The 25,023-nt window shown below is 57.7% G+C and carries 27 protein-coding genes; 26 read left to right on the plus strand and 1 reads right to left on the minus strand.

Annotated elements, in window-relative coordinates; all coding sequences use genetic code 11:
* Positions 1–113 precede the first annotated feature (113 nt).
* The 26 genes from ACQR3R_RS00305 (at position 114) to flhB (ending at position 23,709) form a co-directional block, all read left to right on the plus strand.
* Entirely contained in the window at positions 114–962 is an 849-nt protein-coding gene (locus tag ACQR3R_RS00305; RefSeq protein WP_428269915.1) for a flagellin domain-containing protein, read from the plus strand.
* A 74-nt stretch (positions 963–1,036) separates the two neighbouring features.
* Positions 1,037–1,402, plus strand: a complete 366-nt coding sequence (locus ACQR3R_RS00310; protein WP_428269916.1) for a flagellar protein FlaG — start codon at positions 1,037–1,039, stop codon at positions 1,400–1,402.
* Between the two features lie 82 nt (positions 1,403–1,484).
* Positions 1,485–2,909 (plus strand): flagellar filament capping protein FliD, encoded by a 1,425-nt coding sequence (gene fliD / locus ACQR3R_RS00315; RefSeq protein ID WP_428269917.1) that lies wholly within the window; start codon positions 1,485–1,487, stop codon positions 2,907–2,909.
* 130 nt (positions 2,910–3,039) lie between these two features.
* On the plus strand, positions 3,040–3,435 hold the full coding sequence (gene fliS, locus ACQR3R_RS00320) for a flagellar export chaperone FliS (protein ID WP_428269918.1): 396 nt from the start codon (positions 3,040–3,042) through the stop codon (positions 3,433–3,435).
* A 10-nt stretch (positions 3,436–3,445) separates the two neighbouring features.
* On the plus strand, positions 3,446–3,742 hold the full coding sequence (locus tag ACQR3R_RS00325) for a flagellar protein FliT (protein ID WP_428269919.1): 297 nt from the start codon (positions 3,446–3,448) through the stop codon (positions 3,740–3,742).
* A gap of 173 nt (positions 3,743–3,915) precedes the next feature.
* Positions 3,916–5,391, plus strand: coding sequence for a sigma 54-interacting transcriptional regulator (locus ACQR3R_RS00330; RefSeq protein WP_428269920.1), 1,476 nt, complete (start codon positions 3,916–3,918; stop codon positions 5,389–5,391).
* Between the two features lie 110 nt (positions 5,392–5,501).
* Positions 5,502–6,725, plus strand: a complete 1,224-nt coding sequence (locus ACQR3R_RS00335) for an ATP-binding protein (protein ID WP_428269921.1) — start codon at positions 5,502–5,504, stop codon at positions 6,723–6,725.
* Positions 6,726–6,730: 5 nt separating this feature from the next.
* Positions 6,731–8,122 (plus strand): sigma 54-interacting transcriptional regulator, encoded by a 1,392-nt coding sequence (locus tag ACQR3R_RS00340; RefSeq protein WP_428269922.1) that lies wholly within the window; start codon positions 6,731–6,733, stop codon positions 8,120–8,122.
* Between the two features lie 127 nt (positions 8,123–8,249).
* Positions 8,250–8,579: a flagellar hook-basal body complex protein FliE gene (gene fliE / locus ACQR3R_RS00345; RefSeq protein WP_140670752.1), complete on the plus strand. Its 330-nt coding sequence runs from the start codon at positions 8,250–8,252 to the stop codon at positions 8,577–8,579.
* 15 nt (positions 8,580–8,594) lie between these two features.
* Entirely contained in the window at positions 8,595–10,382 is a 1,788-nt protein-coding gene (gene fliF / locus ACQR3R_RS00350) for a flagellar basal-body MS-ring/collar protein FliF (protein ID WP_428269923.1), read from the plus strand.
* Positions 10,375–11,394 (plus strand): flagellar motor switch protein FliG, encoded by a 1,020-nt coding sequence (gene fliG, locus ACQR3R_RS00355; protein WP_007894195.1) that lies wholly within the window; start codon positions 10,375–10,377, stop codon positions 11,392–11,394. The genes fliF and fliG overlap by 8 nt, the downstream gene beginning before the upstream one ends.
* Positions 11,395–11,401: 7 nt before the next feature.
* Positions 11,402–12,202: a flagellar assembly protein FliH gene (gene fliH / locus ACQR3R_RS00360; protein ID WP_428269924.1), complete on the plus strand. Its 801-nt coding sequence runs from the start codon at positions 11,402–11,404 to the stop codon at positions 12,200–12,202.
* The gene (fliI, locus tag ACQR3R_RS00365) at positions 12,192–13,550 is read left to right on the plus strand and encodes a flagellar protein export ATPase FliI (protein WP_428269925.1); all 1,359 of its coding nucleotides are present in this window, start codon (positions 12,192–12,194) and stop codon (positions 13,548–13,550) included. The genes fliH and fliI overlap by 11 nt, the downstream gene beginning before the upstream one ends.
* Before the next feature lie 6 nt (positions 13,551–13,556).
* Positions 13,557–14,006 (plus strand): flagellar export protein FliJ, encoded by a 450-nt coding sequence (fliJ, locus tag ACQR3R_RS00370; protein WP_428269926.1) that lies wholly within the window; start codon positions 13,557–13,559, stop codon positions 14,004–14,006.
* A gap of 198 nt (positions 14,007–14,204) precedes the next feature.
* On the plus strand, positions 14,205–14,510 hold the full coding sequence (locus ACQR3R_RS00375; protein WP_428269927.1) for an STAS domain-containing protein: 306 nt from the start codon (positions 14,205–14,207) through the stop codon (positions 14,508–14,510).
* A gap of 26 nt (positions 14,511–14,536) precedes the next feature.
* A complete protein-coding gene (locus ACQR3R_RS00380) occupies positions 14,537–16,222 on the plus strand; it encodes a SpoIIE family protein phosphatase (RefSeq protein ID WP_428269928.1) in 1,686 nt (561 codons plus the stop codon).
* Between the two features lie 31 nt (positions 16,223–16,253).
* The gene (locus ACQR3R_RS00385) at positions 16,254–16,595 is read left to right on the plus strand and encodes an Hpt domain-containing protein (RefSeq protein ID WP_428269929.1); all 342 of its coding nucleotides are present in this window, start codon (positions 16,254–16,256) and stop codon (positions 16,593–16,595) included.
* Between the two features lie 111 nt (positions 16,596–16,706).
* Entirely contained in the window at positions 16,707–18,068 is a 1,362-nt protein-coding gene (locus ACQR3R_RS00390) for a flagellar hook-length control protein FliK (RefSeq protein WP_428269930.1), read from the plus strand.
* Between the two features lie 227 nt (positions 18,069–18,295).
* Positions 18,296–18,796, plus strand: a complete 501-nt coding sequence (gene fliL / locus ACQR3R_RS00395; RefSeq protein ID WP_428269931.1) for a flagellar basal body-associated protein FliL — start codon at positions 18,296–18,298, stop codon at positions 18,794–18,796.
* A 9-nt stretch (positions 18,797–18,805) separates the two neighbouring features.
* Positions 18,806–19,774 carry a flagellar motor switch protein FliM gene (gene fliM / locus ACQR3R_RS00400; RefSeq protein ID WP_128605770.1) on the plus strand — a complete coding sequence of 323 codons (969 nt, stop codon included), beginning with the start codon at positions 18,806–18,808 and terminating at the stop codon, positions 19,772–19,774.
* A gap of 67 nt (positions 19,775–19,841) precedes the next feature.
* A complete protein-coding gene (fliN, locus tag ACQR3R_RS00405) occupies positions 19,842–20,300 on the plus strand; it encodes a flagellar motor switch protein FliN (protein ID WP_428269932.1) in 459 nt (152 codons plus the stop codon).
* Entirely contained in the window at positions 20,301–20,756 is a 456-nt protein-coding gene (gene fliO, locus ACQR3R_RS00410) for a flagellar biosynthetic protein FliO (RefSeq protein ID WP_428269933.1), read from the plus strand. It abuts the gene before it with no gap.
* Positions 20,756–21,514, plus strand: coding sequence for a flagellar type III secretion system pore protein FliP (fliP, locus tag ACQR3R_RS00415; RefSeq protein ID WP_428269934.1), 759 nt, complete (start codon positions 20,756–20,758; stop codon positions 21,512–21,514). The genes fliO and fliP overlap by 1 nt, the downstream gene beginning before the upstream one ends.
* A complete protein-coding gene (gene fliQ / locus ACQR3R_RS00420) occupies positions 21,511–21,780 on the plus strand; it encodes a flagellar biosynthesis protein FliQ (protein ID WP_008024593.1) in 270 nt (89 codons plus the stop codon). Before fliP ends, fliQ begins: the two co-directional genes overlap by 4 nt.
* Before the next feature lie 3 nt (positions 21,781–21,783).
* Entirely contained in the window at positions 21,784–22,566 is a 783-nt protein-coding gene (gene fliR / locus ACQR3R_RS00425; protein WP_428269935.1) for a flagellar biosynthetic protein FliR, read from the plus strand.
* 3 nt (positions 22,567–22,569) lie between these two features.
* Positions 22,570–23,709 carry a flagellar biosynthesis protein FlhB gene (flhB, locus tag ACQR3R_RS00430; RefSeq protein ID WP_428269936.1) on the plus strand — a complete coding sequence of 380 codons (1,140 nt, stop codon included), beginning with the start codon at positions 22,570–22,572 and terminating at the stop codon, positions 23,707–23,709.
* Positions 23,710–23,905: 196 nt separating this feature from the next.
* On the opposite strand, the gene ACQR3R_RS00435 is transcribed toward flhB, so the two are convergent.
* The gene (locus ACQR3R_RS00435; RefSeq protein WP_428269937.1) at positions 23,906–25,003 is read right to left on the minus strand and encodes an RHS repeat-associated core domain-containing protein; all 1,098 of its coding nucleotides are present in this window, start codon (positions 25,001–25,003) and stop codon (positions 23,906–23,908) included.
* Positions 25,004–25,023: the final 20 nt, after the last annotated feature.

The following is a 25,023-nucleotide window of genomic DNA, read 5'->3' on the forward strand; positions in this document are numbered from 1 at the left end:
AAGCCCTCAAGCAACTTGCCATGACGACGATAACTATTACGAAGGTTCTCTAGGCCACACCCGGCGGTTGCCAGGGCCGGAAGCCGCAGTACCCAACCAACGAGGAATTCGTCATGGCTTTAACAGTAAACACTAACGTTACATCGTTGAACGTTCAGAAAAACCTGAACAAGGCTTCTGATGCTCTGTCGGTTTCGATGACTCGTCTGTCTTCCGGCCTGAAAATCAACAGCGCAAAAGACGACGCCGCCGGCCTGCAAATCGCTACCCGCATGACTTCGCAGATCCGTGGTCAGACCATGGCGATCAAAAACGCCAACGACGGTATCTCCATCGCTCAGACCGCTGAAGGCGCGATGCAGGAACAAACCAACATCCTGCAACGTATGCGTGAACTGGCCGTTCAATCCCGAAACGACAGCAACAGCTCCGACGACCGTGACGCTCTGAACAAAGAGTTCACCCAGATGGCCGCCGAGCTGTCCCGTATCGCTGGCTCCACCAACCTGAACGGCAAAAACCTGCTCGACGGTTCGGCCAGCACCATGACCTTCCAGGTTGGTTCCAACACTGGTAGCGACAACCAGATCAAACTGGACTTGACCGCCAAGTTCGACGCCGTGAGCCTGGGCATCACTTCCGGTATCACCATTGCCGGTTCGTCCACCACCATCGCTGAAACCAATTTCTCGGCAGCCGTTGGCGCAATCGACACTGCACTGAAAACCATCAACTCCAGCCGTGCTGACCTCGGTGCTGCACAAAACCGTCTGACCAGCACCATCGCCAACCTGCAAAACATCAACGAAAACGCCAGTGCTGCACTGGGTCGCGTACAAGATACCGACTTCGCTGCTGAAACTGCACAGCTGACCAAGCAACAAACTCTGCAACAAGCTTCCACCGCAGTTCTGGCCCAGGCCAACCAACTGCCATCCGCTGTACTGAAACTGCTTCAGTAATAGCTGGTGAGTTTTTGGCGGGGGAGTGCGCTTGTCGCGCTCTCTCGCTTTTTTGATTATCAGAGGTGATGGACATGGATATGAGCGTGAAGCTGAACTTGTCTTATCCTGCGGTCAAGCAGGCAGCTCCTGTTGCCGATGCGGCTGTGGAAAACCCTCGAACCGATGCTGCGCCCGTGGCGTTGGTCAAGGATGAGCCCAAGGATGCTGTGAGTGAGCAGGACAAACTGAAGATGGCCGTTCAAGAAATTGAAAAGTTCGTCCAGTCAGTCAAGCGAAACCTGGAGTTCTCTATCGATGAGCCTTCGGGCAAAGTAGTCGTCAAAGTCATTGCCAGTGACTCCGGTGAGGTGATCCGTCAGATCCCCAACGAAGAAGTCCTGAAACTGGCCAATAGCTTGAATGACGCAAGCAGTCTGCTGTTTAGCGCCAAAGCCTGACAGCTGGCATGAAATTTGTTGCTATGTTCTTTTGGGCGTTGTAGTGGTCAAAAGACCGGCGAGACACTGAAGGGAGATTTACATGGCAAGTCCAATTCTACCGGGCACGGGCCTAGGCTCCGGCCTTGATACCGGTGCTATCGTCAAAGCATTGGTTAACGCCGATAAAGCGGCCAAACAAGGGCAGATTGACCGGGGTACTACCACCAATACCGCGTCGATTTCCGGTGTCGGGACCCTGAAGTCGCTTCTTGCTACGTTCCAGACCTCGCTGAAAGCACTGGGCGATACCACTGCGCCTCAGTTCACCGGTTTTGCCGCAACCTCGTCAGATGCTACGAAGGCCACTGCTACCGCCAGCAACTCGGCGGTCAATGGCATCTACAAAATCAACGTGGGGCAGCTTGCAACGGGTTCGAAAGTCGCGACTGCCGCGTTCGATGGCGGCTCCAAGGCAAGCGTCAATGGCGGTGCTGCCGGCACGTTGACGATCACCCAGGGCGTGCCCGGGGGTAATGCCAAAACGTACAATCTTGATATACCGGCCAACTCGACCCTTGACTCTGTCGCCAAAGCGCTGAACGACAAATATCAGTTCAGCGGTTTCAGTGCCAACGTGGTGACTGACAATTTTGGATCGCGGTTAGTGGTGAGTTCGTCAAATACCGGTGCGGGCACTGATATTTCTCTGAGTGGTGTCGGCCTGGACGTTGATGGGTCGAAGGTGATTCCGGCTGATTCGACGAAGGACTCTGCGGGTTCTGTTGGCGCTATAGCCATGGACGCGAAATTCACCGTCGACGGTTTGGCGATTAGCAGCCCGACTAACAAATTGGACAATACTGTTTCAGGCTTGTCGATGACCCTGCTTGCCAAGGGTGAAACTCAAATCTTGGTGACTACCAACACCGATGGTCTGAAGGCGTCGATCCAGAAGTTTGTCGATGCGTACAACGCTGTTGCCAATGCCATCACAACGCTGACCAAACCCTCTCTCGACGACGATGGTAATCCGACTATTCCCGCAGCATTGACCGGCGACGCGATGCCGCGCTCTATCTTGGCGGCGATGCGTGGTCCACTGGCCGAGACAGGCAACGGAGATAAGCTCACTGTATTGTCGCAGCTGGGGATAACCACTGATCAGAAAACCGGTGCATTGAACTTCGATAGCGTCAAGTTCAATACGGCAATGAACGACAAGAAGCTTGGAGGGGAGGTTCAGACACTTTTCTCTGGCGATAATGGCCTGTTGAGTCGCATGAGTAATGCGCTCTCGCCTTATACAAATACTGGCGGCATCCTTGATACCCGTACAACCGCTCTGACAGTCACCAAGACCAAGCTGGCCAACGATCAGGCGGCACTGGACCGTCGGGTCGAGTCCCTCACCGCTGTGCTGACCAAAAAGTACAACGACATGGACACCCTCGTTGGGCAATTGAAGGCGACTGCTAGCAACATCACTTCGATGTTCGAAGCGATGAACGCTCAATCGAAGAGCTGATAGCTAAGAAACGCCAAAAGCCCGGCAGCGTTTTCCAGCGCTCCGGGCTTTTTGCATTTGAATCTAAAGTTTTTTGACGCGTCGTCGATACATTGATTATACGAACCACAGAATTTTGATGAGGTACAACATGAATCCAATGTTAGCCCTTCGCCAATACCAGAAGATTGGCGCTCAGGCGCAGACGTCCGAAGCCAGTCCTCACCGTCTGGTGCAGATGTTGATGGAAGGTGGTCTTGACCGGATCGCTCAGGCCCGTGGTGCAATGGAGCGCAAGGACATCCCCAACAAAGGTGTTCTGATCGGCAAGGCCATCGGCATTATTGGTGGTTTGCGTGAAGGGCTGGATCTGGAAAACCAGGCCGAATCGGTCGGTGAACTGGACAACCTCTATACCTACATGATGAAACGTCTGACCGAGGCCAACATCAAGACCGACCCAAAAATTCTCGACGAAGTCAGTGACTTGCTTCGCACCGTCAAAGACGGCTGGGATGCTATTGCCGCGCCGGGTCCGCAGTTTTAAGGAGATCGCCATGAGTCCTGTATTGCAGCGAATCGAACAAACCCGTGAAGGCCTGGTGGGTGCATTGGCCGAGCGTAACTGGGAAGCCATTGGAGCATTGGACCTGGCTTGCCGATCCTGCATGGAGGACGTCTTGAGCGAAGCTTCAGTGGACGAGGCGGCGTTGCGCGACAATCTGGAGGAGTTGCTGCGGGTGTACAAGCAGCTTCTGGAAGCGGCGACAGGTGAGCGCCAGGCGATAGTCGATGAGATGTCGCAGATCCATCAAGCACAGAATGCGGCAAAGGTTTACCATCTGTTTGGTTAATTAATCCCCGGTTAATCCAGACTTAGTGCGCCATAAATTTGACTGTGCACGGTTTTTTGACTTAACTAGTGGCTGGTTACAGATTTCAGGCGTCTACAGGCATAACGTGTCTGCAAGCGTCTAGCTTGCCCCCTCATTTTGGGCATTGAGTTGACTAGGGAAGTTGCTATTGCATGTGGCGTGAAACCAAAATTCTGCTGATTGATGACGATAGCGTCCGCCGCCGCGATTTGGCGGTGATTTTAAATTTTCTCGGTGAAGAAAATTTACCCTGCGGCAGCCATGACTGGCAGCAGGCTGTCGGCTCTTTGTCGTCAAGTCGTGAAGTGATCTGTGTCCTCATCGGGACGGTCAATGCTCCTGGTGCACTTACGGGCTTGCTAAAGACACTCTCTACTTGGGATGAGTTCCTTCCGGTTTTGTTGATGGGTGATAATTCTTCCCTCGACTTGCCTGAAGACCAGCGCCGCCGGGTGTTGTCGACCCTGGAAATGCCACCCAGCTACAGCAAATTGCTCGATTCGCTGCACCGTGCCCAGGTCTATCGCGAGATGTATGACCAGGCCCGTGAGCGCGGTCGTCATCGCGAACCCAATCTATTCCGCAGTCTTGTCGGCACCAGCCGGGCGATTCAACACGTCCGGCAGATGATGCAGCAAGTCGCCGACACCGACGCCAGCGTGCTGATCCTCGGTGAGTCCGGTACCGGCAAGGAAGTGGTCGCGCGCAACCTGCACTATCACTCCAAGCGCCGTGATGCGCCATTCGTGCCGGTCAACTGCGGTGCTATCCCGGCCGAGTTGCTGGAAAGCGAACTGTTCGGGCATGAGAAGGGTGCCTTCACCGGCGCCATCACCAGCCGTGCCGGGCGTTTCGAACTGGCCAATGGCGGCACCCTGTTTCTTGACGAAATCGGCGACATGCCGCTGCCGATGCAGGTCAAGTTGCTGCGCGTGCTGCAGGAACGTACCTTCGAGCGCGTGGGCAGCAACAAGACCCAAAGCGTTGATGTGCGCATTATTGCCGCCACCCACAAAAACCTCGAAAGCATGATCGAGATCGGCACCTTCCGCGAAGATTTGTACTATCGCCTGAACGTGTTCCCGATCGAGATGGCACCCTTGCGCGAGCGGGTCGAAGACATCCCGCTGTTGATGAACGAGCTGATCTCGCGCATGGAGCACGAGAAGCGTGGTTCGATTCGCTTCAACTCCGCAGCGATCATGTCGCTGTGCCGTCACGGCTGGCCGGGCAACGTTCGTGAGCTCGCCAACCTGGTGGAGCGCATGGCAATCATGCACCCGTACGGCGTGATCGGCGTGGTCGAGTTGCCGAAGAAATTCCGATACGTCGACGATGAAGACGAGCAGTTGGTCGACAGCTTGCGCAGCGATCTCGAAGAGCGTGTTGCCATTAACGGGCATGCTCCGGATTTCTCCGCCAGTGCATTGCTGCCGCCAGAAGGCCTGGACTTGAAAGACTACCTTGGTGGTCTGGAACAAGGGCTGATTCAGCAGGCGCTGGATGACGCGAATGGCATCGTCGCGCGCGCCGCCGAGCGGTTGCGTATTCGCCGTACAACGCTGGTTGAGAAGATGCGCAAGTACGGTATGAGTCGTCGTGACGGTGATGAACAGGCAGATGATTGACGCCTGTTTTTCAAGTCCTTCATTTATAGGCGGTTTTTTTTAGGCACGGGTATTGCTACGTCTCTCGCAACGTTCCGTTTAACTGACGGTCAGCCAAGCGAGAGAGCACGATGCCCCAAGCCGCCCAGATGTCTCCTGTTCCTGATATTTCGGGGCAACCGTCGTCCGTAGAGCAGGCAAGCCGGCTTGGCCTTGAGCAGGCGTTTGCCCTGTTCAACCAGATGTCCAGCCAATTGACCGACTCCTACAGCATGCTTGAAGCGCGGGTGACCGAGCTCAAGGGTGAACTGGCGGTGGTCAGTGCCCAGCGCATGCAAGAGCTGGCGGAAAAAGAACGCCTGGCCAACCGTCTGCAAAACCTCCTCGACCTGCTGCCCGGTGGTGTGATCGTCATCGATGTTCAAGGCATCGTGCGCGAAGCCAATCCCGCAGCTTGTGAGCTATTGGGTTTGCCGCTCGAAGGCGAGCTCTGGCGTCATGTGATCGCCCGCTGCTTTGCCCCGCGTGAAGACGATGGTCACGAAATCTCGCTCAAGGACGGTCGGCGCCTGTCTATTGCGACGCGCTCGCTGGACGCTGAACCGGGGCAACTGGTGTTGCTCAACGACCTGACTGAAACCCGTCATCTGCAAGATCAGCTCGCGCGCCATGAGCGCCTGTCGTCGCTGGGGCGGATGGTTGCGTCGCTGGCGCATCAAATTCGTACACCGTTGTCGGCTGCACTGCTTTACGCCAGCCATTTGACCGAGCAGCAATTGCCCGTCGAAACCCAGCAGCGCTTTGCGGGCCGCTTGAAAGAGCGTTTGCACGAACTGGAGCATCAGGTCCGCGACATGCTGGTGTTCGCTCGCGGTGAGCTGCCATTGACTGACCGTGTTACGCCCAAACTGCTGATGCAATCATTGCAGGCCGCAGCATTGACCCACGTGCAGGACCTGCCGATTCGTTGGCAATGCGACAGCCATTCGGGCGAGTTGCTGTGTAACCGCGACACCTTGGTCGGGGCGATCCTCAACCTGATAGAAAACGCGATTCAGGCCAGTGCCGGCGACGTGCGTCTGAAGGTCCATTTGTACACCCGCGACAACACACTGCGTGTCTCGGTCAGCGACAGCGGGAGCGGCATCGACAGCAAAGTCCTGGCGCGCTTGGGCGAGCCCTTCTTTACCACCAAAACCACCGGCACCGGCCTCGGCCTGACGGTCGTCAAAGCGGTGGCGCGTGCTCATCAGGGAGAATTGCAGCTGCGCTCGCGAGTGGGGCGCGGTACCTGTGCGCAGGTCCTCCTGCCGCTTTTTTCGGGTGACAGGGCAATGGCTCAGGGAGCGGAGTGAAAGACATGGGGATCAAGGTTCTACTGGTCGAGGATGACCGTGCACTGCGCGAGGCGCTGGCTGATACGCTGTTGCTGGCCGGGCACGATTACAAGGCTGTCGGGTCGGCAGAGGAAGCGCTGACGGCAGTGGGCGCCGAGGCGTTTAACCTGGTGCTCAGCGACGTCAATATGCCGGGCATGGACGGTCATCAGTTGCTCGGCCTGCTGCGTGCGCGTCAGCCGCAACTGCCCGTGTTGCTGATGACGGCACATGGCGCTGTCGAGCGGGCGGTCGATGCGATGCGCCAAGGCGCCGCCGATTACCTGGTCAAGCCGTTCGAGCCCAAAGCGTTGCTCGATCTGGTGGCGCGTCATGCATTGGGGAGCCTCGGTGCCAGCGATAGCGAAGGCCCGGTGGCGTTCGAACCTGCCAGCGCTCAGTTGCTCGAACTGGCGGCTCGCGTGGCTCGTAGTGATTCCACGGTATTGATTTCGGGTGAGTCCGGCACGGGCAAGGAAGTGCTGGCGCGCTACATCCATCAACATTCGCATCGCGCCACCCAGCCATTCATTGCCATCAACTGCGCGGCAATTCCGGACAACATGCTCGAAGCCACGCTGTTCGGCCACGAAAAGGGCTCGTTCACCGGCGCCATCGCTGCGCAGGCCGGCAAGTTCGAACAGGCCGATGGCGGCACTATCTTGCTGGATGAAATTTCCGAGATGCCGTTGAGCCTTCAGGCCAAGTTGCTGCGCGTTTTGCAGGAGCGGGAGGTTGAACGTGTCGGCGCGCGCAAGCCCATCACGCTGGACATCCGTGTGGTCGCCACCACCAACCGTGACTTGGCGGGTGAAGTGGCGGCCGGGCGTTTTCGTGAAGACCTTTACTATCGGTTGTCGGTATTCCCGTTGGCGTGGCGCCCCTTGCGCGAGCGCACCGCCGATATTTTGCCGCTGGCCGAGCGTCTGCTGGCCAAACACGTCAATAAAATGAAACACGCGGCGGCCAGACTTTCGCCTGAGGCGCAGGCCTGCCTGATCGGTTATCCGTGGCCGGGCAATGTCCGCGAACTGGACAACGCGATCCAGCGAGCGCTGATCTTGCAGCAGGGTGGTTTGATCCAGCCTCAGGATTTCTGCCTCGCCGGGCCGGTAGCCTGTGCGCCGTTACCGGCGTTGGTATTAGTGCCCACGCCGGCGCGCGCCGTAGAAGTTGACACCGAATCGGCCGGGGCATTGGGTGATGACCTGCGGCGCCGGGAATTCCAGATGATCATCGACACCCTGCGCTCCGAGCGCGGCCGGCGCAAAGAGGCTGCGGAGCGTTTGGGTATCAGCCCACGTACATTGCGCTACAAGTTGGCGCAGATGCGCAATGCCGGCATGGATGTCGAGGCGTACCTGTTCGCCACCTGATTTAGCGAGGCGAAGCCCCGGATGGGCTTTTGTTTAATCCAGCCATGGAGCTGGCACCCTTGTTGCTAACACCTCAGTACCCGCCGAGTGAGTGTCAAAAAATTGCGGGTCGCCAAAGAGAGAAATCATGAGCCAAGGTATTGAATTCAATCGATTGATGCTGGATATGCGCTCCATGCAAATGGACGCCATGTCAGCTTCGAAGTCGACTGCCGCAGTCCCTGAACTGGGCGGCAGCAGCTTTTCCGACATGCTCGGCCAAGCCGTCAATAAAGTGAACGACACCCAGCAGGCTTCCAATCAGTTGGCCAGCGCCTTCGAGATTGGCAAGAGCGGCGTCGACCTGACGGATGTAATGATTTCCTCACAGAAGGCCAGCGTGTCTTTCCAGGCGTTGACCCAAGTGCGTAACAAACTGGTTCAGGCATACCAAGACATCATGCAGATGCCGGTTTAAGGACGAGATTGAGTCATGGCAGAAGCAGTCGCCGATAATGTTCCGGCCAAGGCCAATTCGATAGACGGCAAACCGCCGCTGTTCGGGTTGTCCTTTCTGGAAAACCTCTCCGAGATGACCATGTTGCGTCAGGTAGGCCTGTTGGTCGGTCTGGCTGCGAGCGTGGCGATTGGTTTTGCCGTGGTGTTGTGGTCCCAGCAACCGGACTACCGGCCTCTGTACGGCAGCCTTGCCGGCATGGACGCCAAGCAAGTCATGGAAACCCTGGCTGCCGCTGATATTCCCTACACCGTTGAACCGAACTCCGGTGCCTTGCTGGTCAAGGCCGATGACGTGTCCCGTGCGCGGCTCAAGCTTGCGGCCGCTGGTGTCACTCCCAGCGATGGCAATGTCGGTTTTGAGATTCTGGACAAGGACCAAGGGCTGGGCACCAGCCAGTTCATGGAAGCGACCCGTTATCGTCGCGGCCTCGAGGGCGAACTGGCACGCACCATTTCCAGCCTGAACAACGTCAAGGGTGCCCGCGTGCACTTGGCGATTCCAAAGAGTTCGGTGTTCGTGCGCGACGAGCGCAAGCCAAGCGCTTCGGTGCTGGTCGAGTTGTACTCTGGCCGTTCGCTGGAGCCGGGTCAGGTGTTGGCAATCATCAACCTGGTGGCCACCAGCGTTCCCGAACTCAGCAAGTCGCAGATTACCGTTGTCGACCAGAAGGGCACGTTGCTCTCGGATCAGGCGGAAAATTCCGAACTGACCATGGCCGGCAAACAATTCGATTACAGCCGTCGCATGGAAAGCATGTTGACGCAGCGTGTACAGAATATTTTGCAACCGGTGCTGGGCAACGATCGATACAAAGCTGAGGTCTCGGCCGACGTCGATTTCAGCGCTGTCGAGTCGACCTCCGAGCAGTTCAACCCCGATCAACCGGCGTTGCGCAGCGAGCAGTCGGTTAATGAACAACGCACTGCCAGCAATGGTCCTCAAGGTGTTCCCGGCGCGCTGAGCAACCAGCCGCCATCGCCTGCATCGGCGCCGCAAACCACCGCCAACGCAGCACCAGCCGCCGGCATGGTGCAGCCAGGCCAGCCATTGCTGGATGCCAACGGTCAGCAAATCATGGACCCGGCGACCGGTCAGCCTATGCTTGCACCGTACCCGGCCGACAAGCGTCAACAATCCACCAAGAACTTCGAGCTTGATCGCTCCATCAGCCACACCAAGCAACAACAGGGTCGGTTGAACCGCCTCTCGGTGTCGGTGGTGGTGGATGACCAGGTCAAGGTCAACGCCGCCAACGGTGAAACCACCCGCGCCCCCTGGAGTGCCGATGAATTGGCGCGCTTCACGCGTCTGGTGCAGGACGCCGTCGGGTTCGATGCCAGTCGTGGTGACAGCGTCAGCGTGATCAACATGCCGTTCTCCGCAGAACGCGGCGAAGTGATAGCCGATATTCCGTTCTACTCTCAGCCGTGGTTCTGGGACATCGTCAAGCAAGTGCTGGGCGTGTTGTTCATCCTGATCCTGGTATTCGGTGTGTTGCGCCCGGTGCTCAACAACATCACCAACGGCGGCAAAGGCCGGCAGTTGGCCGGTATCGGCAGCGACGTCGAGCTGGGTGGCATGGGCGGTCTGGACGGCGAGTTGGCCAACGATCGTGTCAGCCTCGGTGGCCCGCAAAGTATTTTGCTGCCTAGCCCAAGCGAAGGCTATGACGCACAGTTGAACGCAATTAAGAGTCTGGTGGCAGAAGATCCGGGCCGCGTGGCCCAGGTCGTGAAAGAGTGGATTAACGCAGATGAGTGATAACCGAGCCGTTGCCGCCAAACTGACCAAAGTCGACAAAGCCGCGATTCTGCTGCTGTCCCTGGGTTCAACCGATGCCGCTCAAGTGCTGCGCCACATGGGGCCTAAAGAGGTCCAGCGTGTGGGCGTGGCCATGGCGCAGATGGGTAATGTGCACCGTGAGCAGGTCGAGCAGGTGATGAGCGAGTTCGTCGACATCGTCGGCGACCAAACCAGCCTGGGCGTCGGTTCTGATGACTATGTGCGCAAAATGCTCACCCAGGCATTGGGCGAAGACAAGGCCAATGGCCTGATCGACCGCATTCTGCTGGGTGGCAACACCAGCGGTCTCGACAGCCTGAAATGGATGGAGCCGCGCGCCGTCGCCGACGTCATCCGTTACGAGCACCCACAGATCCAGGCGATCGTGGTGGCGTATCTCGACCCGGATCAGGCCGGTGAAGTGCTGGGCAACTTTGATCACAAGGTACGGCTGGACATCATCCTGCGCGTGTCTTCGCTGAACACTGTGCAGCCTGCAGCGCTCAAGGAACTCAACCAGATTCTCGAGAAGCAGTTCTCCGGCAACTCGAACGCGTCGCGCACCACCCTGGGTGGTATCAAGCGTGCGGCCGACATCATGAACTTCCTCGACAGTTCGATCGAAGGTCAATTGATGGACTCGATCCGCGAAGTCGACGAAGACCTGTCCGGTCAGATCGAAGACCTCATGTTCGTGTTCAACAACCTGTCCGATGTCGACGATCGTGGGATCCAGGCGTTGCTGCGCGAGGTGTCCTCGGACGTGTTGGTGCTGGCCCTCAAAGGCTCGGACGAAGGCGTCAAGGAAAAGATCTTCAAGAACATGTCCAAACGGGCGGCCGAACTGTTGCGCGACGACCTCGAGGCCAAAGGCCCGGTGCGCGTCAGCGACGTCGAAACTGCACAGAAAGAAATCCTCACCATTGCTCGCCGTATGGCCGAAGCCGGAGAAATCGTTCTCGGCGGGAAGGGCGGCGAAGAGATGATCTAAGGTCACTATGTCGTCCAAACATGATGAGTCCCAGACCGACCTGATCCGAGCCAAGGACGTCGGCGGTTTTGATATCTGGTCGTTGCCCAGCTTCGATCCGCACGTTCCGGAGCCTGAGCCGGAACCAGAGCCCGATCCGCCGGAAATGGAAGAAGTGCCGCTGGATGAAGTCCAGCCACTGACGCTTGAAGAGCTTGAGAGTATTCGTCAGGAAGCCTACAACGAAGGCTTCGCGACCGGCGAGAAAGAGGGTTTTCACAGCACTACGCTCAAGGTTCGCCAAGAAGCCGAAGTGGCGTTATCGGCGAAAGTGACGGCCCTGGAACAACTCATGAGTCACCTGTTCGAGCCTATCGCCGAGCAGGACACGCAGATTGAGAAATCGCTGGTGGACCTGGTGCAGCACATCACCAAACAGGTGATTCAGCGCGAACTGGCCATTGACTCGACGCAAATCGAACACGTCATGCGCGAGGCCCTCAAGCTCTTGCCGCTGGGCGTGGGCAATGTGCGGCTGTACATCAACCCGCAGGATTTCGAACAGGTCAAAGCCCTGCGCGAGCGCCATGAAGAAACCTGGCGCATCGTCGAAGACGAGGCGTTGTTGCCTGGCGGTTGCCGGGTCGAAACCGAGCACAGCCGCATCGACGCCACGGTCGAAACTCGCGTGGCGCGGGTCATGGACAAACTGTTCGATCAACTGCACGAGCAGGCGCTGCACCCGGCCGAGCCGGACGTGAGCCTGGAACTGCCGATCGACGACAAACCTGCCGCAGCGCCAACGCCGGAAGACCCTGATGCGCCTTGATCGCACCAGTTTCGCCAAGCGCCTGAGCAGTTATGCAGAGGTCACGGAACTGGCTGGCGCACCGATCCTCGAAGGTCGCTTGCTGCGCATGGTAGGCCTGACGCTTGAAGCCGAGGGCTTGCGCGCGGCCATGGGCAGCCGCTGCATGGTCATCAACGATGACAGTTATCACCCGGTGCAAGTCGAAGCCGAAGTCATGGGTTTTTCGGGCAGCAAAGTGTTTTTGATGCCGGTCGGCAGCGTCGCCGGCATTGCGCCCGGTGCACGCGTGGTTCCGCTGGCGGATACCGGGCGTTTGCCGATGGGCATGAGCATGCTCGGGCGCGTGCTCGATGGTGCCGGTCGCGCACTGGACGGCAAGGGCGGGATGAAGGCCGAGGATTGGGTGCCGATGGACGGCCCGACCATCAACCCGCTCAAGCGTGAACCGATCAGCGAACCGCTGGACGTCGGCATTCGCAGTATCAACGGTTTGTTGACGGTCGGTCGCGGTCAGCGGCTCGGGCTGTTCGCCGGCACCGGCGTCGGCAAGAGTGTGCTGTTGGGCATGATGACTCGCTTCACCGAGGCCGACATTATTGTCGTCGGGCTGATCGGTGAGCGGGGACGCGAAGTTAAAGAGTTCATCGAGCACATCCTCGGTGAAGAAGGGCTCAAGCGTTCAGTGGTGGTGGCGTCACCCGCCGACGATGCGCCGCTGATGCGTTTGCGTGCGGCCATGTACTGCACGCGCATCGCTGAATATTTTCGCGACAAGGGCAAGAATGTCCTGTTGCTGATGGATTCCCTGACGCGTTTCGCGCAGGCCCAGCGAGAAATTGCCTTGGCCATTGGCGAACCGCCCGCGACCAAGGGCTATCCGCCATCGGTGTTCGCCAAGTTGCCAAAACTGGTAGAGCGCGCCGGTAACGCCGAGAAGGGCGGCGGTTCGATCACCGCGTTCTACACCGTATTGTCCGAAGGCGATGATCAGCAGGATCCTATTGCCGACGCCGCGCGCGGTGTACTCGACGGGCACATCGTGTTGTCCCGGCGATTGGCCGAGGAAGGGCATTACCCGGCCATCGATATCGAAGCGTCCATCAGCCGGGTCATGCCGTCGGTTGTGACACCGGAGCACATGACACGTGCGCAATACTTCAAGCAATTGTGGTCGCGTTATCAGCAGAGTCGAGACCTGATCAGCGTCGGTGCATATGTCGCCGGCGGTGATCGCGAAACCGATCTGGCGATTTCGCTGCAGCCGCAGTTGGTCAAATACTTGCGTCAGGGTTTGAACGACAGCATTAGCCTGGGTGAAAGCGAAGCGTATCTCGCGTCGATCTTTGCGCCTGCGGCTGGCGGTTAACCCGCCATGGCCCAGAGCCGCGCAGCACGCTTGGCACCCGTCGTGGACATGGCCGAAAAGGTCGAGAAAGCTGCGGTCCAGCGTTTGGGGCACTTCCAGGGCCAGGTTCGATTGGCGGAAAGCAAACTTGCCGACCTCGAAGCGTTCCGCCTCGATTATCAGGAACAATGGATCGTACGCGGCAGCGGCGGCGTTTCAGGTCAGTGGTTGCTGGGTTATCAGGGCTTTCTTGCGCAATTGGGCACGGCCATCGATCAGCAGCGCCAAAGCCTGGTATGGCACCAAAACAACCTGAACAAGGCGCGCGAAACCTGGCAGCAGGCGTATGCGCGCGTTGAAGGCTTGCGCAAACTGGTGCAGCGCTACGCCGACGAAGCGCGGCAATTGGAAGACAAGCGCGAGCAGAAGCTGCTGGATGAGTTGTCCCAGCGCTTGCCGCGTGAGAGCCCGTATTGAATTGCGATCGCGTTATCGTTCTTCGCGAGCAGGCTCGCTCCCACAGGGGGGGGCGGTATTTCAGGATAATGCGGTCAACCTGTGGGAGCGAGCCTGCTCGCGAAGACATACTTTAAGACGCCACACCTTTCCAGCCTTGCCCCTATCCCCGTCAGGTGCTAAACCTTTTGTACGCTCGCCATGACAAGGAAGCCTTCAATGTCAGTTGTCACAGAAGTATCCAAAGAAGGAAAAAAGCTGACGATTTCGATCAAGGGACGATTCGATTTCACCAAGCATCAGGACTTTCGACAAGCCTACGAATTACTCAATCAGACGCCTGAGTCCATAGTGGTCGACCTCAAGGAAGCCACTTATCTGGACAGCTCTGCGTTGGGCATGTTGCTGTTGCTGCGTGATCACGCCGGTGGCGACGACTCCGATGTCCGGCTGATCAATAGCAGTTCGGACGTGCGCAAGATCCTCGCCATCTCCAACTTCGACCAACTGTTCGACATCAGTTGAACAGGGTTCAACAACAACTGGAGCCTTTGACGGTCCTGATCGCCGAAGACAGTGCGGCTGATCGTATGCTGCTGTCGAGTATCGTTCGACGTCAGGGTCATCAAGTACTGACGGCGGCGAACGGTGCCGAGGCGGTCGAGGCTTTTCGCCTGCAGAGCCCGCAACTGGTATTGATGGACGCCATGATGCCGGTGATGGATGGTTTTGAAGCCGCGCGGCAGATCAAGCTATTGGCCGGGGAAATCCTGGTGCCGATTATTTTCCTGACCTCGCTGACCGAAAGCGAGGCGCTGGCCCGTTGTCTGGAGGCGGGCGGCGACGACTTTCTGGCAAAGCCCTACAACCAGGTGATCCTGGCCGCCAAAATCAAGGCAATGGATCGCTTGCGACGCTTGCAGGCTACGGTGCTGGAGCAGCGCGACCAGATTGCCAAACATCACGATTACTTGCTTAACGAACAGCGCGTAGCCAAGGCTGTGTTCGATAAGGTCGCCCATTCCGGCTGCCTGAATGCGCCGAACATCCGCTACCTGCAATCTCCTTATGCGCTGTTCAACGGTGATTTGCTGCTGGCCGCATTTACCCCGTCCGGGGACATGCACGTATTGCTCGGCGATTTTACTGGCCACGGTTTACCAGCCGCTGTTGGCGCGATGCCGTTGGCCGAGGTTTTTTACGGCATGACCGCCAAGGGTTATGGCCTGTCGGAAACCCTGCGCGAGATGAATGCCAAGCTCAAGCGCATCCTGCCGGTGGACATGTTTTGTTGTGCCACGTTGCTGAACCTGAGTTTTCAGCGACGCTCGGTCGAGGTCTGGAATGGCGGGATGCCGGACGGCTACCTGCACAGCATCGCCAGTGGTGTACGAACGCCGCTAACGGCGCGGCATTTACCGCTGGGCGTGCTGAATGCGCACACTTTTGACGACCGAACTGAAGTGTTCCCGATGGCCGTCGGCGATCGGGTGTTCCTGTTGTCTGACGGCGTTATCGATACCTGTGATGCCAATGAACAGTTGTTTGGCGTGGAGCGATTGCAGCGCGTGTTTGCCGCCAATCATCAGCCCGATCAATTGTTCGAGGAGATCGAGCAGGCCCTTCACGATTTTCGGGGTGAGGCGCGTGATGATGTGAGCATGGTCGAGGTCAGCCTGCTGGAAGCGGCGGCGTTGAGTCCGCCAGCGCTGGTGTATTCCGACAGTGGTCAATCCTGTCCGCTGGACTGGTCGGTGACGTTCGAGTTTCGCGCTGACACCCTCAAGCGCTTCAATCCACTGCCGTATCTTTTGCAGTTGCTGTTGGAGGTGCATGGGCTGCGGGCTCAGAGTGGCGCACTTTATAGTGTGTTGGCCGAACTGTATTCAAATGCACTGGAGCATGGCGTGCTGGGCCTGGACTCCAGCCTCAAACGTGATGCTTCAGGTTTCGCGCGTTATTATCAACAGCGTAATGAGCGCCTGAACGCGTTGCAGGAAGGCTATGTGCGTGTACATCTGCAGGTCGTACCCAAGGGCGAGGGCGGTTGCCTGAAGGTGTGTGTTGAAGACAGCGGCAAAGGTTTTGACGTGGCACGTGTCATGGCAAGACCCTTGGAAGCTGTCCGTTTGTCGGGACGCGGCGTCAGTTTGATCCGGCAATTAAGCCGAAATGCCAGTTGGTCAGACGATGGTCGCAGTGCCCGCGTAGAGTTTTTCTGGGAGGCTCTGGCATAATCCCACGCATTCTTGATCAAGGAGTGAGCAAGTGGCTGATGAACATTTGGACCGTGAGGTGTTAAACGCGCTGCAGGAGGTCATGGAGGATGAGTATCCACTGTTGCTGGATACCTTTCTGGCTGACTCCGAGGAGCGTTTGAATCTGCTGCGGCACGCAGGAGATGCTACGCAGCTGATTGGAACTGCGCACAGTTTCAAGGGCAGCAGCAGCAATATGGGGGCTGTGCGTCTGGCTCAGCTGTGCCATCAACTGGAGCAGACCGCGAAAGATCAAAAGATGACGGACTCCAGGCATCTGGTGTGTGAAATCTATCGCGAATTTGCCATCGTCCGTCCCCTTTTCGAAGCTGAGCGCAACCGCGCGCTTTAAGTCGGCGCTACCGTTCGACATTATTAAGCGTGGGTTGCGCAACTCTGGCGCGACCTTTGCAACTATCTCCGATACCTGTACCTACGATCCCAGTACAGCGGAGACCGTTTTATGCCCGTTACCCCGAACACGCTTCTTCAGGCCGCCACACAGGCCAAGACTCAAGCCGCCACCGCCACTACCTCGGCGGCGTCGGCTGAGCCTCGGGATAAGGCAGCAAGCTTCGCCCGGGTCTACGCCAATCAAGCCCAGAACAAGCCCGCGGTAGTGGTCGATGGGCCGGCGAAACCGATGCGCGATAAAGCCCCGGACGCCCCGGCCAAGAAAGACGTCGGTAACGACAAGTCTGCCGCTGCGGACCCTCAGGTTGCCGATAGCGGCAAATCCTTGCCCGCCGATCAATCGACACAAGTCGATGATAAAACCGGCGACAAAACGGCAAGTGATGACACTGCTGACGCTGTCGCGACACCGGTGACCGATGCGTCGGTGGATCCGACCCTTGATCCAGCCTTGATGCAAGCCGTGCAGCCGACAGTTCCGGCCCCTGTTGCAGTGACGCCTCCCGTTGCGAGTGCCGAGCCGGCGCAGCCTGAAAAACCTGTGGCCACTGCCGTGACGGCGGCGGTCACCACAGAAGAACCTTTCGACCCGGAAGCGGATCCCCTCGACTCACTCCCGGCCGTACGCATGGCCATGGAGCAGAGCGGGCGCGTGTCGGCCTCCAGCCAGGCACAAGTCAAGGCTGCACCGAATCAGGCTCAGTCGCAGGCTGATGGCGAGCTGACCTCAGCGCAAACTTTCGCCGCCGGCATGGCAAGCATGCTCGACGTCCAGGCTGACAAGGACAGCACCAGTCAGGGCGGTGATAAGGCATTTGGCAGCTTGATCGAAGGTGGCCTCAAGGATTTGAAGTCTGCCACCAGCGATACCCGTGTTGACGATTTTGCCAACCGATTGGCGGCGCTGACCCAAGCGGCCACGCCGAAAACGGCCAACGCGTTGCCGGTCAATCAACCGATAGCCATGCACCAGAGCGGCTGGACTGAAGAAGTGGTCAACCGGGTCATGTACCTCTCCAGTGCAAACCTCAAAGCCGCTGACATTCAGCTGCAGCCGGCAGAGCTGGGGCGCCTGGACATCCGGGTCAACATGGTTCCTGATCAGCAAACCCAAATCACCTTCATGAGTGCGCACCCCAGCGTTCGCGAGGCGCTGGACGGCCAAATGCATCGCCTGCGTGACATGTTTACGCAACAGGGCATGGGCCAGGTCGATGTCAACGTTTCCGATCAGTCTCGCGGCTGGCAAGGGCAGGGCCAGGAGCAGGCGCAGCAGGGCCAAAGCAGTCGCACCAGCGCCAGTGGCGGCCGACTAGATGCCATGGACGATGAGCCTGTGCCAACCGTGGCGGAAGTCGCTGCCACCACCACCAGCGTGATCGGCTCCAGCGCCGTCGACTATTACGCCTGATAAAAGCACAACAATCCTGTGGGTGCAGGCTTGCTCGCGAAGAGGTCGTGTCAGTCAATGGAAATGCCGACTGGCACATAGCTTTTCTCGAACAAGCCTGCCCTCCGCATTTGATTAGCGCTCGCCAATCATTCGCCGTCCGCCGCCGCTCCCGACACTTCTGGCATAACACTTGCTCTTGCCTTGCCGTGCGACTGTGAAAACCCGAATAGTGACGGATTATTGGCATGGCGAAGAGCGAAGCAGCAGTAAAAGACCCCGCAACCAAAGGCAAACTCAAGCTGATCATTGTGATCGTCGTGGCGCTTTTGCTGGCTATCGGCGTGTCTGTCGGGGCGACCTGGTTCTTCATGCACAGTGCCCAGAGCAAGCCTGCCGAAGCGGCTGAAACTGCTGTAGTCGGCAAACAGGCGGCGATCTTCGAACCCCTGTTGCCGGCCTTCGTGGCCAATTTCAACCAGAACGGCCGTCAGCGCTACATGCAGGTGAGCATCACCATGATGGGCCGCAATCAAGCGGATGTGGATGCACTCAAAGTTCACATGCCGGTGATCCGCAATAACCTGGTCATGCTGTTCTCCGGGCAGGATTTCGCCACGCTGGCCTCGCCAGTGGGCCAAGAGATGTTGCGTCAGAAGGCTACCGCCAGCGTCCAGGAAGTGGCGCAGAAAGAACTCGGCAAAGTAGTCATCGAACAGCTGCTTTTCACTAATTTCGTACTGCAGTAGGAACACGACATGGCCGTGCAGGACCTGCTGTCCCAGGATGAGATCGATGCGCTGTTGCATGGCGTCGACGACGGTCTGGTACAGACCGATATCGCTGCCGAACCCGGCACCGTCAAAAGTTATGACCTGACCAGCCAGGATCGCATCGTCCGCGGACGCATGCCGACCCTGGAGATGATCAACGAGCGTTTCGCCCGCTACACGCGCATCAGCATGTTCAACATGCTGCGCCGCTCGGCGGACGTTGCGGTCGGTGGCGTGCAGGTCATGAAGTTCGGCGAGTACGTACACTCGCTGTATGTGCCGACCAGCCTCAACCTGGTCAAGATCAAACCCCTGCGCGGCACCGCGTTGTTCATCCTCGACGCCAAACTGGTGTTCAAACTGGTGGATAACTTCTTTGGTGGCGACGGCCGTCACGCGAAGATCGAAGGGCGTGAATTCACCCCCACCGAACTGCGCGTAGTGCGCATGGTGCTGGAGCAGGCTTTCGTCGATTTGAAAGAAGCCTGGCAAGCCATCATGGAAGTGAACTTCGAGTACATCAACTCGGAAGTGAACCCGGCCATGGCCAACATCGTTGGCCCAAGCGAAGCCATTGTAGTGTCGACTTTCCATATCGAACTCGATGGGGGTGGCGGCGATCTGCACGTGACCATGCCGTATTCGATGATTGAGCCGGTCCGTGAAATGCTCGATGCCGGGTTCCAGTCGGACCTCGACGATCAGGACGAGCGCTGGGTCAACGCCTTGCGCCAGGACGTGCTGGATGTCGATGTACCGATTGGTGCCACGGTTGCGCGCCGGCAGTTGCGCCTGCGCGACATTCTGCACATGCAGCCGGGCGACATCATCCCGGTCGAGATGCCGGAAGAAATGATCATGCGCGCCAATGGCGTGCCTGCTTTCAAGGTCAAGATGGGCTCGCACAAAGGCAACCTTGCTTTGCAGGTCATCGAGCCGATAGAGCGCCGTTGACCGGTGCTCGCCCTGTTTCATTCAACTGAATGCTTTTTACTGAATTTTTGCCCGCCGAGGACAAATGATGGCCAATGACATGAATACCCAGGACGACCAGGCGCTGGCTGATGAATGGGCTGCGGCACTCGAAGAAACCGGTGATGCCGGGCAGGACGATATCGACGCCTTGCTGGCTGCCGACGCCGCCAGTTCGCCGTCCAACCGCTTGCCGATGGAAGAGTTTGGCAGCGTGCCGAAAAATAACGAGCCGGTGAGCCTGGAAGGTCCGAACCTGGACGTGATCCTCGACATCCCGGTATCGATTTCGATGGAAGTCGGCAGCACCGATATCAACATTCGCAACCTGCTGCAACTTAACCAGGGCTCGGTGATCGAGCTGGATCGCCTGGCGGGTGAGCCGCTTGATGTGCTGGTTAACGGCACCCTCATCGCCCATGGTGAAGTGGTGGTGGTCAACGAGAAGTTCGGCATCCGCCTGACCGACGTGATCAGCCCAAGCGAACGCATCAAGAAGCTGCGTTAAGTGAAAAAGGTAACGGGTTTTTTGCTGGTCGCAGTGCTGTCCTTGCCGGTCAGCGTTCTGGCGGCCGAGCCCGCAACCAGCACGGCCGCCGTGGTTGCGCCTGCGGTCAGTGGCGGTGTGGCGGGGCAACTGACGCAATTGGTGCTGGGTTTGCTGCTGGTACTGGGGCTGATTTTTCTGTTGGCCTGGTTGCTACGTCGAGTTCAGCAGGCAGGTCCTGCAGGCAAGGGCCAGGTGATCGAGCTGATCGGTTCCCGGGCGCTCGGGCCTCGCGACCGTTTGATGCTGGTACAGGTCGGCAACGAGCAGATTCTGCTGGGCTTGAGCCCCGGCACGATCACCGCGCTGCATGTGCTTAAAGAGCCGGTACACGTGCCGGCTACCGAAAAGGCGACCCCCGAGTTTGCTCAGCGCCTGCTGGAGCTGTTGGGCAAGGATCAGAAGGATAAGAAGTAATGGGTGCGCTACGCATCGTCTTGACGCTGATGTTGATGCTGGCCGCGCCGCTGGCATTTGCCGCCGACCCGCTGTCGATCCCGGCGATTACCTTGGGCACCAATGCCAATGGTGCGCAGGAGTATTCGGTCAGCCTGCAAATCCTGCTGATCATGACCGCGCTGAGTTTTATTCCGGCGTTCGTCATGTTGATGACCAGTTTCACCCGGATCATCATCGTCTTCTCGATCCTGCGTCAGGCCCTCGGCTTGCAGCAAACACCGTCGAATCAGATTCTGACCGGCATGGCGCTGTTCTTGACGCTGTTCATCATGGCACCAGTGTTTGATCGGGTGAACCAGGATGCCCTGCAGCCGTATCTTGCAGAAAAATTGACCGCCCAGGATGCCGTGGCCAAAGCACAAGTGCCGATCAAGGATTTCATGCTGGCCCAGACGCGCAGCAGCGATCTCGAATTGTTCATGCGCCTGTCCAAACGCACTGATATCGCGACGCCGGATGACGCGCCACTGACTATCCTGGTGCCGGCCTTCGTCACGTCCGAATTGAAAACCGCTTTCCAGATCGGTTTCATGATTTTCATCCCGTTCCTGATCATCGACCTGGTCGTGGCCAGTGTACTGATGGCGATGGGGATGATGATGCTGTCGCCGCTGATCATCTCCCTGCCGTTCAAGATCATGCTGTTTGTGCTGGTGGATGGCTGGGCATTGATCATCGGTACCTTGGCCAGCAGTTTCGGTGGTGTGTCGCCATGACTCCAGAAGTTGCCGTCGATATTTTTCGTGAAGCGCTGTGGCTGACCACCATGATGGTTGCGGTACTGGTGATCCCGAGCTTGCTGGTCGGCCTGCTGGTGGCGATGTTTCAGGCCGCGACCCAGATCAACGAGCAAACCCTGAGCTTCCTGCCGCGCCTGCTGGTGATGTTGGTCACGCTGATTGTTGCCGGTCCTTGGCTGGTGCAGACCTTCATGGAATACATCCTGCAGTTGTACGGCAACATTCCACGGGTCATCGGCTAAGCCATGTCGTTGCTGCAGCTGACCGATACCCAGATCAGTACGTGGGTGGCGACGTTCATGTTGCCGCTGTTTCGCGTCGGTTCGTTGTTGATGGTCATGCCTGTTTTCGGCACCACACTCGTGCCCAAGCGAGTGCGGCTGTACTTCGCGCTGGCGATCACTCTGGTTATTTCACCCAACCTGCCACCGATGCCACCCGTCAACGCGCTGGACCTGAGCGCGCTGTTGTTGATCGCCGAGCAGATCATCATTGGCGCGATCCTTGGGTTTTCCCTGCAGTTGTTATTTCAAGCCTTCGTGGTCGCCGGGCAGATCATCTCGATCCAGATGGGCATGGGCTTCGCCTCCATGGTGGACCCTACCAACGGCGTGTCAGTGGCCGTCATCGGGCAGTTTTTGACGATGCTGGTGACGTTGCTGTTTTTGTCCATGAACGGCCATCTGGTGGTGTTTGAAGTGCTCACCGAGAGCTTCACCACGTTGCCGGTCGGTGGCGGGTTGCTGGTCAATCACTACTGGGAACTGGCTGGCAAACTGGGCTGGGTGCTGGGCTCGGCGTTAATGCTGGTATTGCCGGCGATCACCGCACTGCTGGTGGTCAACATTGCCTTTGGCATCATGACCCGGGCGGCGCCGCAGTTGAACATCTTCTCGATCGGTTTTCCGCTGACCCTGGTGCTTGGCCTGTTCATTTTCTGGATCGGCCTGGCGGATATCCTCAACCAGTATCAACCGCTGGCTGCCGAAGCCTTGCAGTTTTTACGCGAACTGGCACGGGCGCGCTGAGCCATGGCAGAAAGCGAGAGCGGTGCGGACAAAACAGAAGACCCCACGGAGAAACGCAAAAAGGATTCCCGTGAGAAGGGGGAAATTGCCCGCTCCAAAGAACTCAATACGCTGGCGATCATGCTTGCCGGTTCCGGGGCGCTGCTGATTTTCGGTGGCGCGCTGGCGCAAGACCTGATGGAGCTGATGCGGATGAACTTTTCGCTGCCGCGCGAAGTTATCCTCGATCAGCGCTCGATGGGGTCGTACCTGATGCACTCGGGAATGATCGCGCTGGTAGCGATTCAGCCGATCATGATTACCCTGGTTCTTGCCGCGTTGATCGGGCCGATTTCTCTCGGGGGATGGCTTTTTGCGGCGGGCTCAATGGCGCCGAAATTCAGCCGGATGAACCCTGCTGCCGGGCTTAAGAGGATGTTCTCGGCCAAGGCCCTGACCGAGCTGCTTAAGGCGCTGGCGAAGTTTCTGATCACGCTGACGGTGGCACTCATGGTGCTGTCGAAAGACATCGACGATTTAATCCGTATCGCCCATGAACCGCTTGAAATGGCGGTTATACACTGCTTGCAGGTGGTGGGCTGGAGCGCGTTATGGATGTCTTGCGGGCTCATCATTATCGCTGCCGTGGACGTGCCCATCCAGCTGTGGGAAAGCCACAAAAAACTGTTGATGACCAAGCAGGAAGTGCGCGACGAACACAAGGACGCGGAAGGGCGGCCAGAGGTTAAACAACGCATTCGGCAGTTGCAGCGCGAGATGTCGCAGCGCCGGATGATGGCGGCGATTCCCGACGCAGACGTTGTGATTACCAACCCGACCCACTATGCCGTGGCCCTGAAATACGACCCGGAAAAGGGCGGGGCGCCCATGCTCATCGCCAAGGGCAGTGATTTTCTGGCGTTGAAAATTCGCGAAATTGCAGTGGCCAACGAAGTGTTGTTGCTGGAGTCGCCAGCGCTGGCGCGGTCGATCTATTACTCCACGGAGCTGGAGCAGGAAATCCCCGGTGGGCTGTATCTGGCCGTTGCTCAGGTGTTGGCTTATGTTTATCAGATTCGTCAGCACCGCGCCGGCAAGGGTAAGCGCCCGGAACCGTTGAAGGACGACATGCCGATTCCGCCGGATCTGCGACGCGATTCCTGATGCAGCGGTAAATCTTGTGGAAGCAAGCTTGCTCGCGCTTAGGCGGGTACATCCAACATTGATGTTGGCTGACAGTCCGCTATCGCGAGCCAGTTGTGCTCGCTATCACAGAAGATTGCCTCAGTTCATTCGCCAGCATCGCATGGCGCTGCGGCCCTCAAGATATCCCGCGAAATAACGGGTCGACAATTGACCGCTAAAAGGGTGCTTCGAAAGATCGAGGACGTACTTTTTTAGTCAAAGAGGTAGAGCCTAGCGTTCTAATCTCCACTGCTCTCAATCTATGTTCTTTTACTATGAACTCCATCGTCATATGCCCTAGATTATTATGATCAAACATATAGGGATTAAACTCGTAGTCCACACCGGGCGTCATGCGCTGAAAATTCTGAATGTGAACTTCTACGATATGTTCTTTGCCGAACCTGGTTAGTTCCCTCTTTGTGCTTTTCCAATGCGCCCGTTCAGCGTATTCGACCGCGACACTGCGGTCTGGAGAGAAATAAAACCCTGGGCGATCCGTAACTTGGGAATGATTTGGGAGTACTCCTTTTTTTAGCAGGTTCGCAGCGCCTTCTATTGAGGCTCCGTGCAATCCGAGAAAATCCGGTTCGAGTAGTGATGGAATTGACGGACCAGGATCTGATGGGCGTCTCTGCCTTACAGGGAAGGGGCGGTGACCAAAACGTGCTGTAGCCAACCTGCTGTCGGGATTCGAAACTCTACTAAATAATGACTTCAAGAGGGGTGTGAAGATCGGACTATGTCCAGACGTGTCAGTGGCATTGACTGGGTCCCCCAAGCAGTATGCATATGCGTTTAAGCAGCTTTTCCCAAACGGGCTCCAACTGTCCGGGCTGTTAAACCGCATCAACACCGGATTAAACGCTCGATAACCGTTCCCCAACAAATAGTGCCCCGTCACGGAATCCGGTGGTTCCCCGTTGAAACCTAGCAGGCTGGTTAAACCGCTTTCCGCAGGACGATGCCCATAGGGCGAATAAGCAATCGAGTTTTGTTGCTGTTTCTTCCCCACTGACTGCAAAACCGATTGTTGCTGGTCGGTGACCAACAGCGTGCTATTGAACGCATCGCCTTCACGCCGCTGTTGCGCCAACAACACATCGTCCGTCTGGAAAATTGTCTGGCTCATCGCCCCTTGGATCTCGGTAACCAACCTCTTTTTGCAATAGAAGCGCTGACGTTCAGGGGTGGCCGCAAGTCTCTGGCCAATTAAACGGTCCAGCGGGTCATAGTGATAACGGCAAGGCAGGCTTTCGCGTTGATGCAGCATAGGTCGAGCTCCCGGTGCTA

The sequence above is a fragment of the Gordonia sp. IEGM753 genome (genome assembly GCF_050321825.1).
In the GTDB taxonomy this organism is placed as follows: domain Bacteria; phylum Pseudomonadota; class Gammaproteobacteria; order Pseudomonadales; family Pseudomonadaceae; genus Aquipseudomonas.

Bases quoted from the DNA above. Each gene is read 5' to 3' on its own strand.
- fliG (WP_007894195.1), top strand. From the start codon at position 10,375: ATGAGTGATAACCGAGCCGTTGCCGCCAAACTGACCAAAGTCGACAAA.
- ACQR3R_RS00310 (WP_428269916.1), top strand. From the start codon at position 1,037: ATGGATATGAGCGTGAAGCTGAACTTGTCTTATCCTGCGGTCAAGCAG.
- ACQR3R_RS00335 (WP_428269921.1), top strand. From the start codon at position 5,502: ATGCCCCAAGCCGCCCAGATGTCTCCTGTTCCTGATATTTCGGGGCAA.
- ACQR3R_RS00305 (WP_428269915.1), top strand. From the start codon at position 114: ATGGCTTTAACAGTAAACACTAACGTTACATCGTTGAACGTTCAGAAA.
- ACQR3R_RS00435 (WP_428269937.1), bottom strand. From the start codon at position 25,003: ATGCTGCATCAACGCGAAAGCCTGCCTTGCCGTTATCACTATGACCCG.
- fliH (WP_428269924.1), top strand. From the start codon at position 11,402: ATGTCGTCCAAACATGATGAGTCCCAGACCGACCTGATCCGAGCCAAG.
- fliI (WP_428269925.1), top strand. From the start codon at position 12,192: ATGCGCCTTGATCGCACCAGTTTCGCCAAGCGCCTGAGCAGTTATGCA.
- ACQR3R_RS00330 (WP_428269920.1), top strand. From the start codon at position 3,916: ATGTGGCGTGAAACCAAAATTCTGCTGATTGATGACGATAGCGTCCGC.
- fliN (WP_428269932.1), top strand. From the start codon at position 19,842: ATGGCCAATGACATGAATACCCAGGACGACCAGGCGCTGGCTGATGAA.
- fliP (WP_428269934.1), top strand. From the start codon at position 20,756: ATGGGTGCGCTACGCATCGTCTTGACGCTGATGTTGATGCTGGCCGCG.
- ACQR3R_RS00390 (WP_428269930.1), top strand. From the start codon at position 16,707: ATGCCCGTTACCCCGAACACGCTTCTTCAGGCCGCCACACAGGCCAAG.
- fliS (WP_428269918.1), top strand. From the start codon at position 3,040: ATGAATCCAATGTTAGCCCTTCGCCAATACCAGAAGATTGGCGCTCAG.
- ACQR3R_RS00340 (WP_428269922.1), top strand. From the start codon at position 6,731: ATGGGGATCAAGGTTCTACTGGTCGAGGATGACCGTGCACTGCGCGAG.
- fliL (WP_428269931.1), top strand. From the start codon at position 18,296: ATGGCGAAGAGCGAAGCAGCAGTAAAAGACCCCGCAACCAAAGGCAAA.
- flhB (WP_428269936.1), top strand. From the start codon at position 22,570: ATGGCAGAAAGCGAGAGCGGTGCGGACAAAACAGAAGACCCCACGGAG.
- fliD (WP_428269917.1), top strand. From the start codon at position 1,485: ATGGCAAGTCCAATTCTACCGGGCACGGGCCTAGGCTCCGGCCTTGAT.
- fliF (WP_428269923.1), top strand. From the start codon at position 8,595: ATGGCAGAAGCAGTCGCCGATAATGTTCCGGCCAAGGCCAATTCGATA.
- fliE (WP_140670752.1), top strand. From the start codon at position 8,250: ATGAGCCAAGGTATTGAATTCAATCGATTGATGCTGGATATGCGCTCC.
- fliM (WP_128605770.1), top strand. From the start codon at position 18,806: ATGGCCGTGCAGGACCTGCTGTCCCAGGATGAGATCGATGCGCTGTTG.
- fliQ (WP_008024593.1), top strand. From the start codon at position 21,511: ATGACTCCAGAAGTTGCCGTCGATATTTTTCGTGAAGCGCTGTGGCTG.
- ACQR3R_RS00325 (WP_428269919.1), top strand. From the start codon at position 3,446: ATGAGTCCTGTATTGCAGCGAATCGAACAAACCCGTGAAGGCCTGGTG.
- fliJ (WP_428269926.1), top strand. From the start codon at position 13,557: ATGGCCCAGAGCCGCGCAGCACGCTTGGCACCCGTCGTGGACATGGCC.
- fliR (WP_428269935.1), top strand. From the start codon at position 21,784: ATGTCGTTGCTGCAGCTGACCGATACCCAGATCAGTACGTGGGTGGCG.
- ACQR3R_RS00375 (WP_428269927.1), top strand. From the start codon at position 14,205: ATGTCAGTTGTCACAGAAGTATCCAAAGAAGGAAAAAAGCTGACGATT.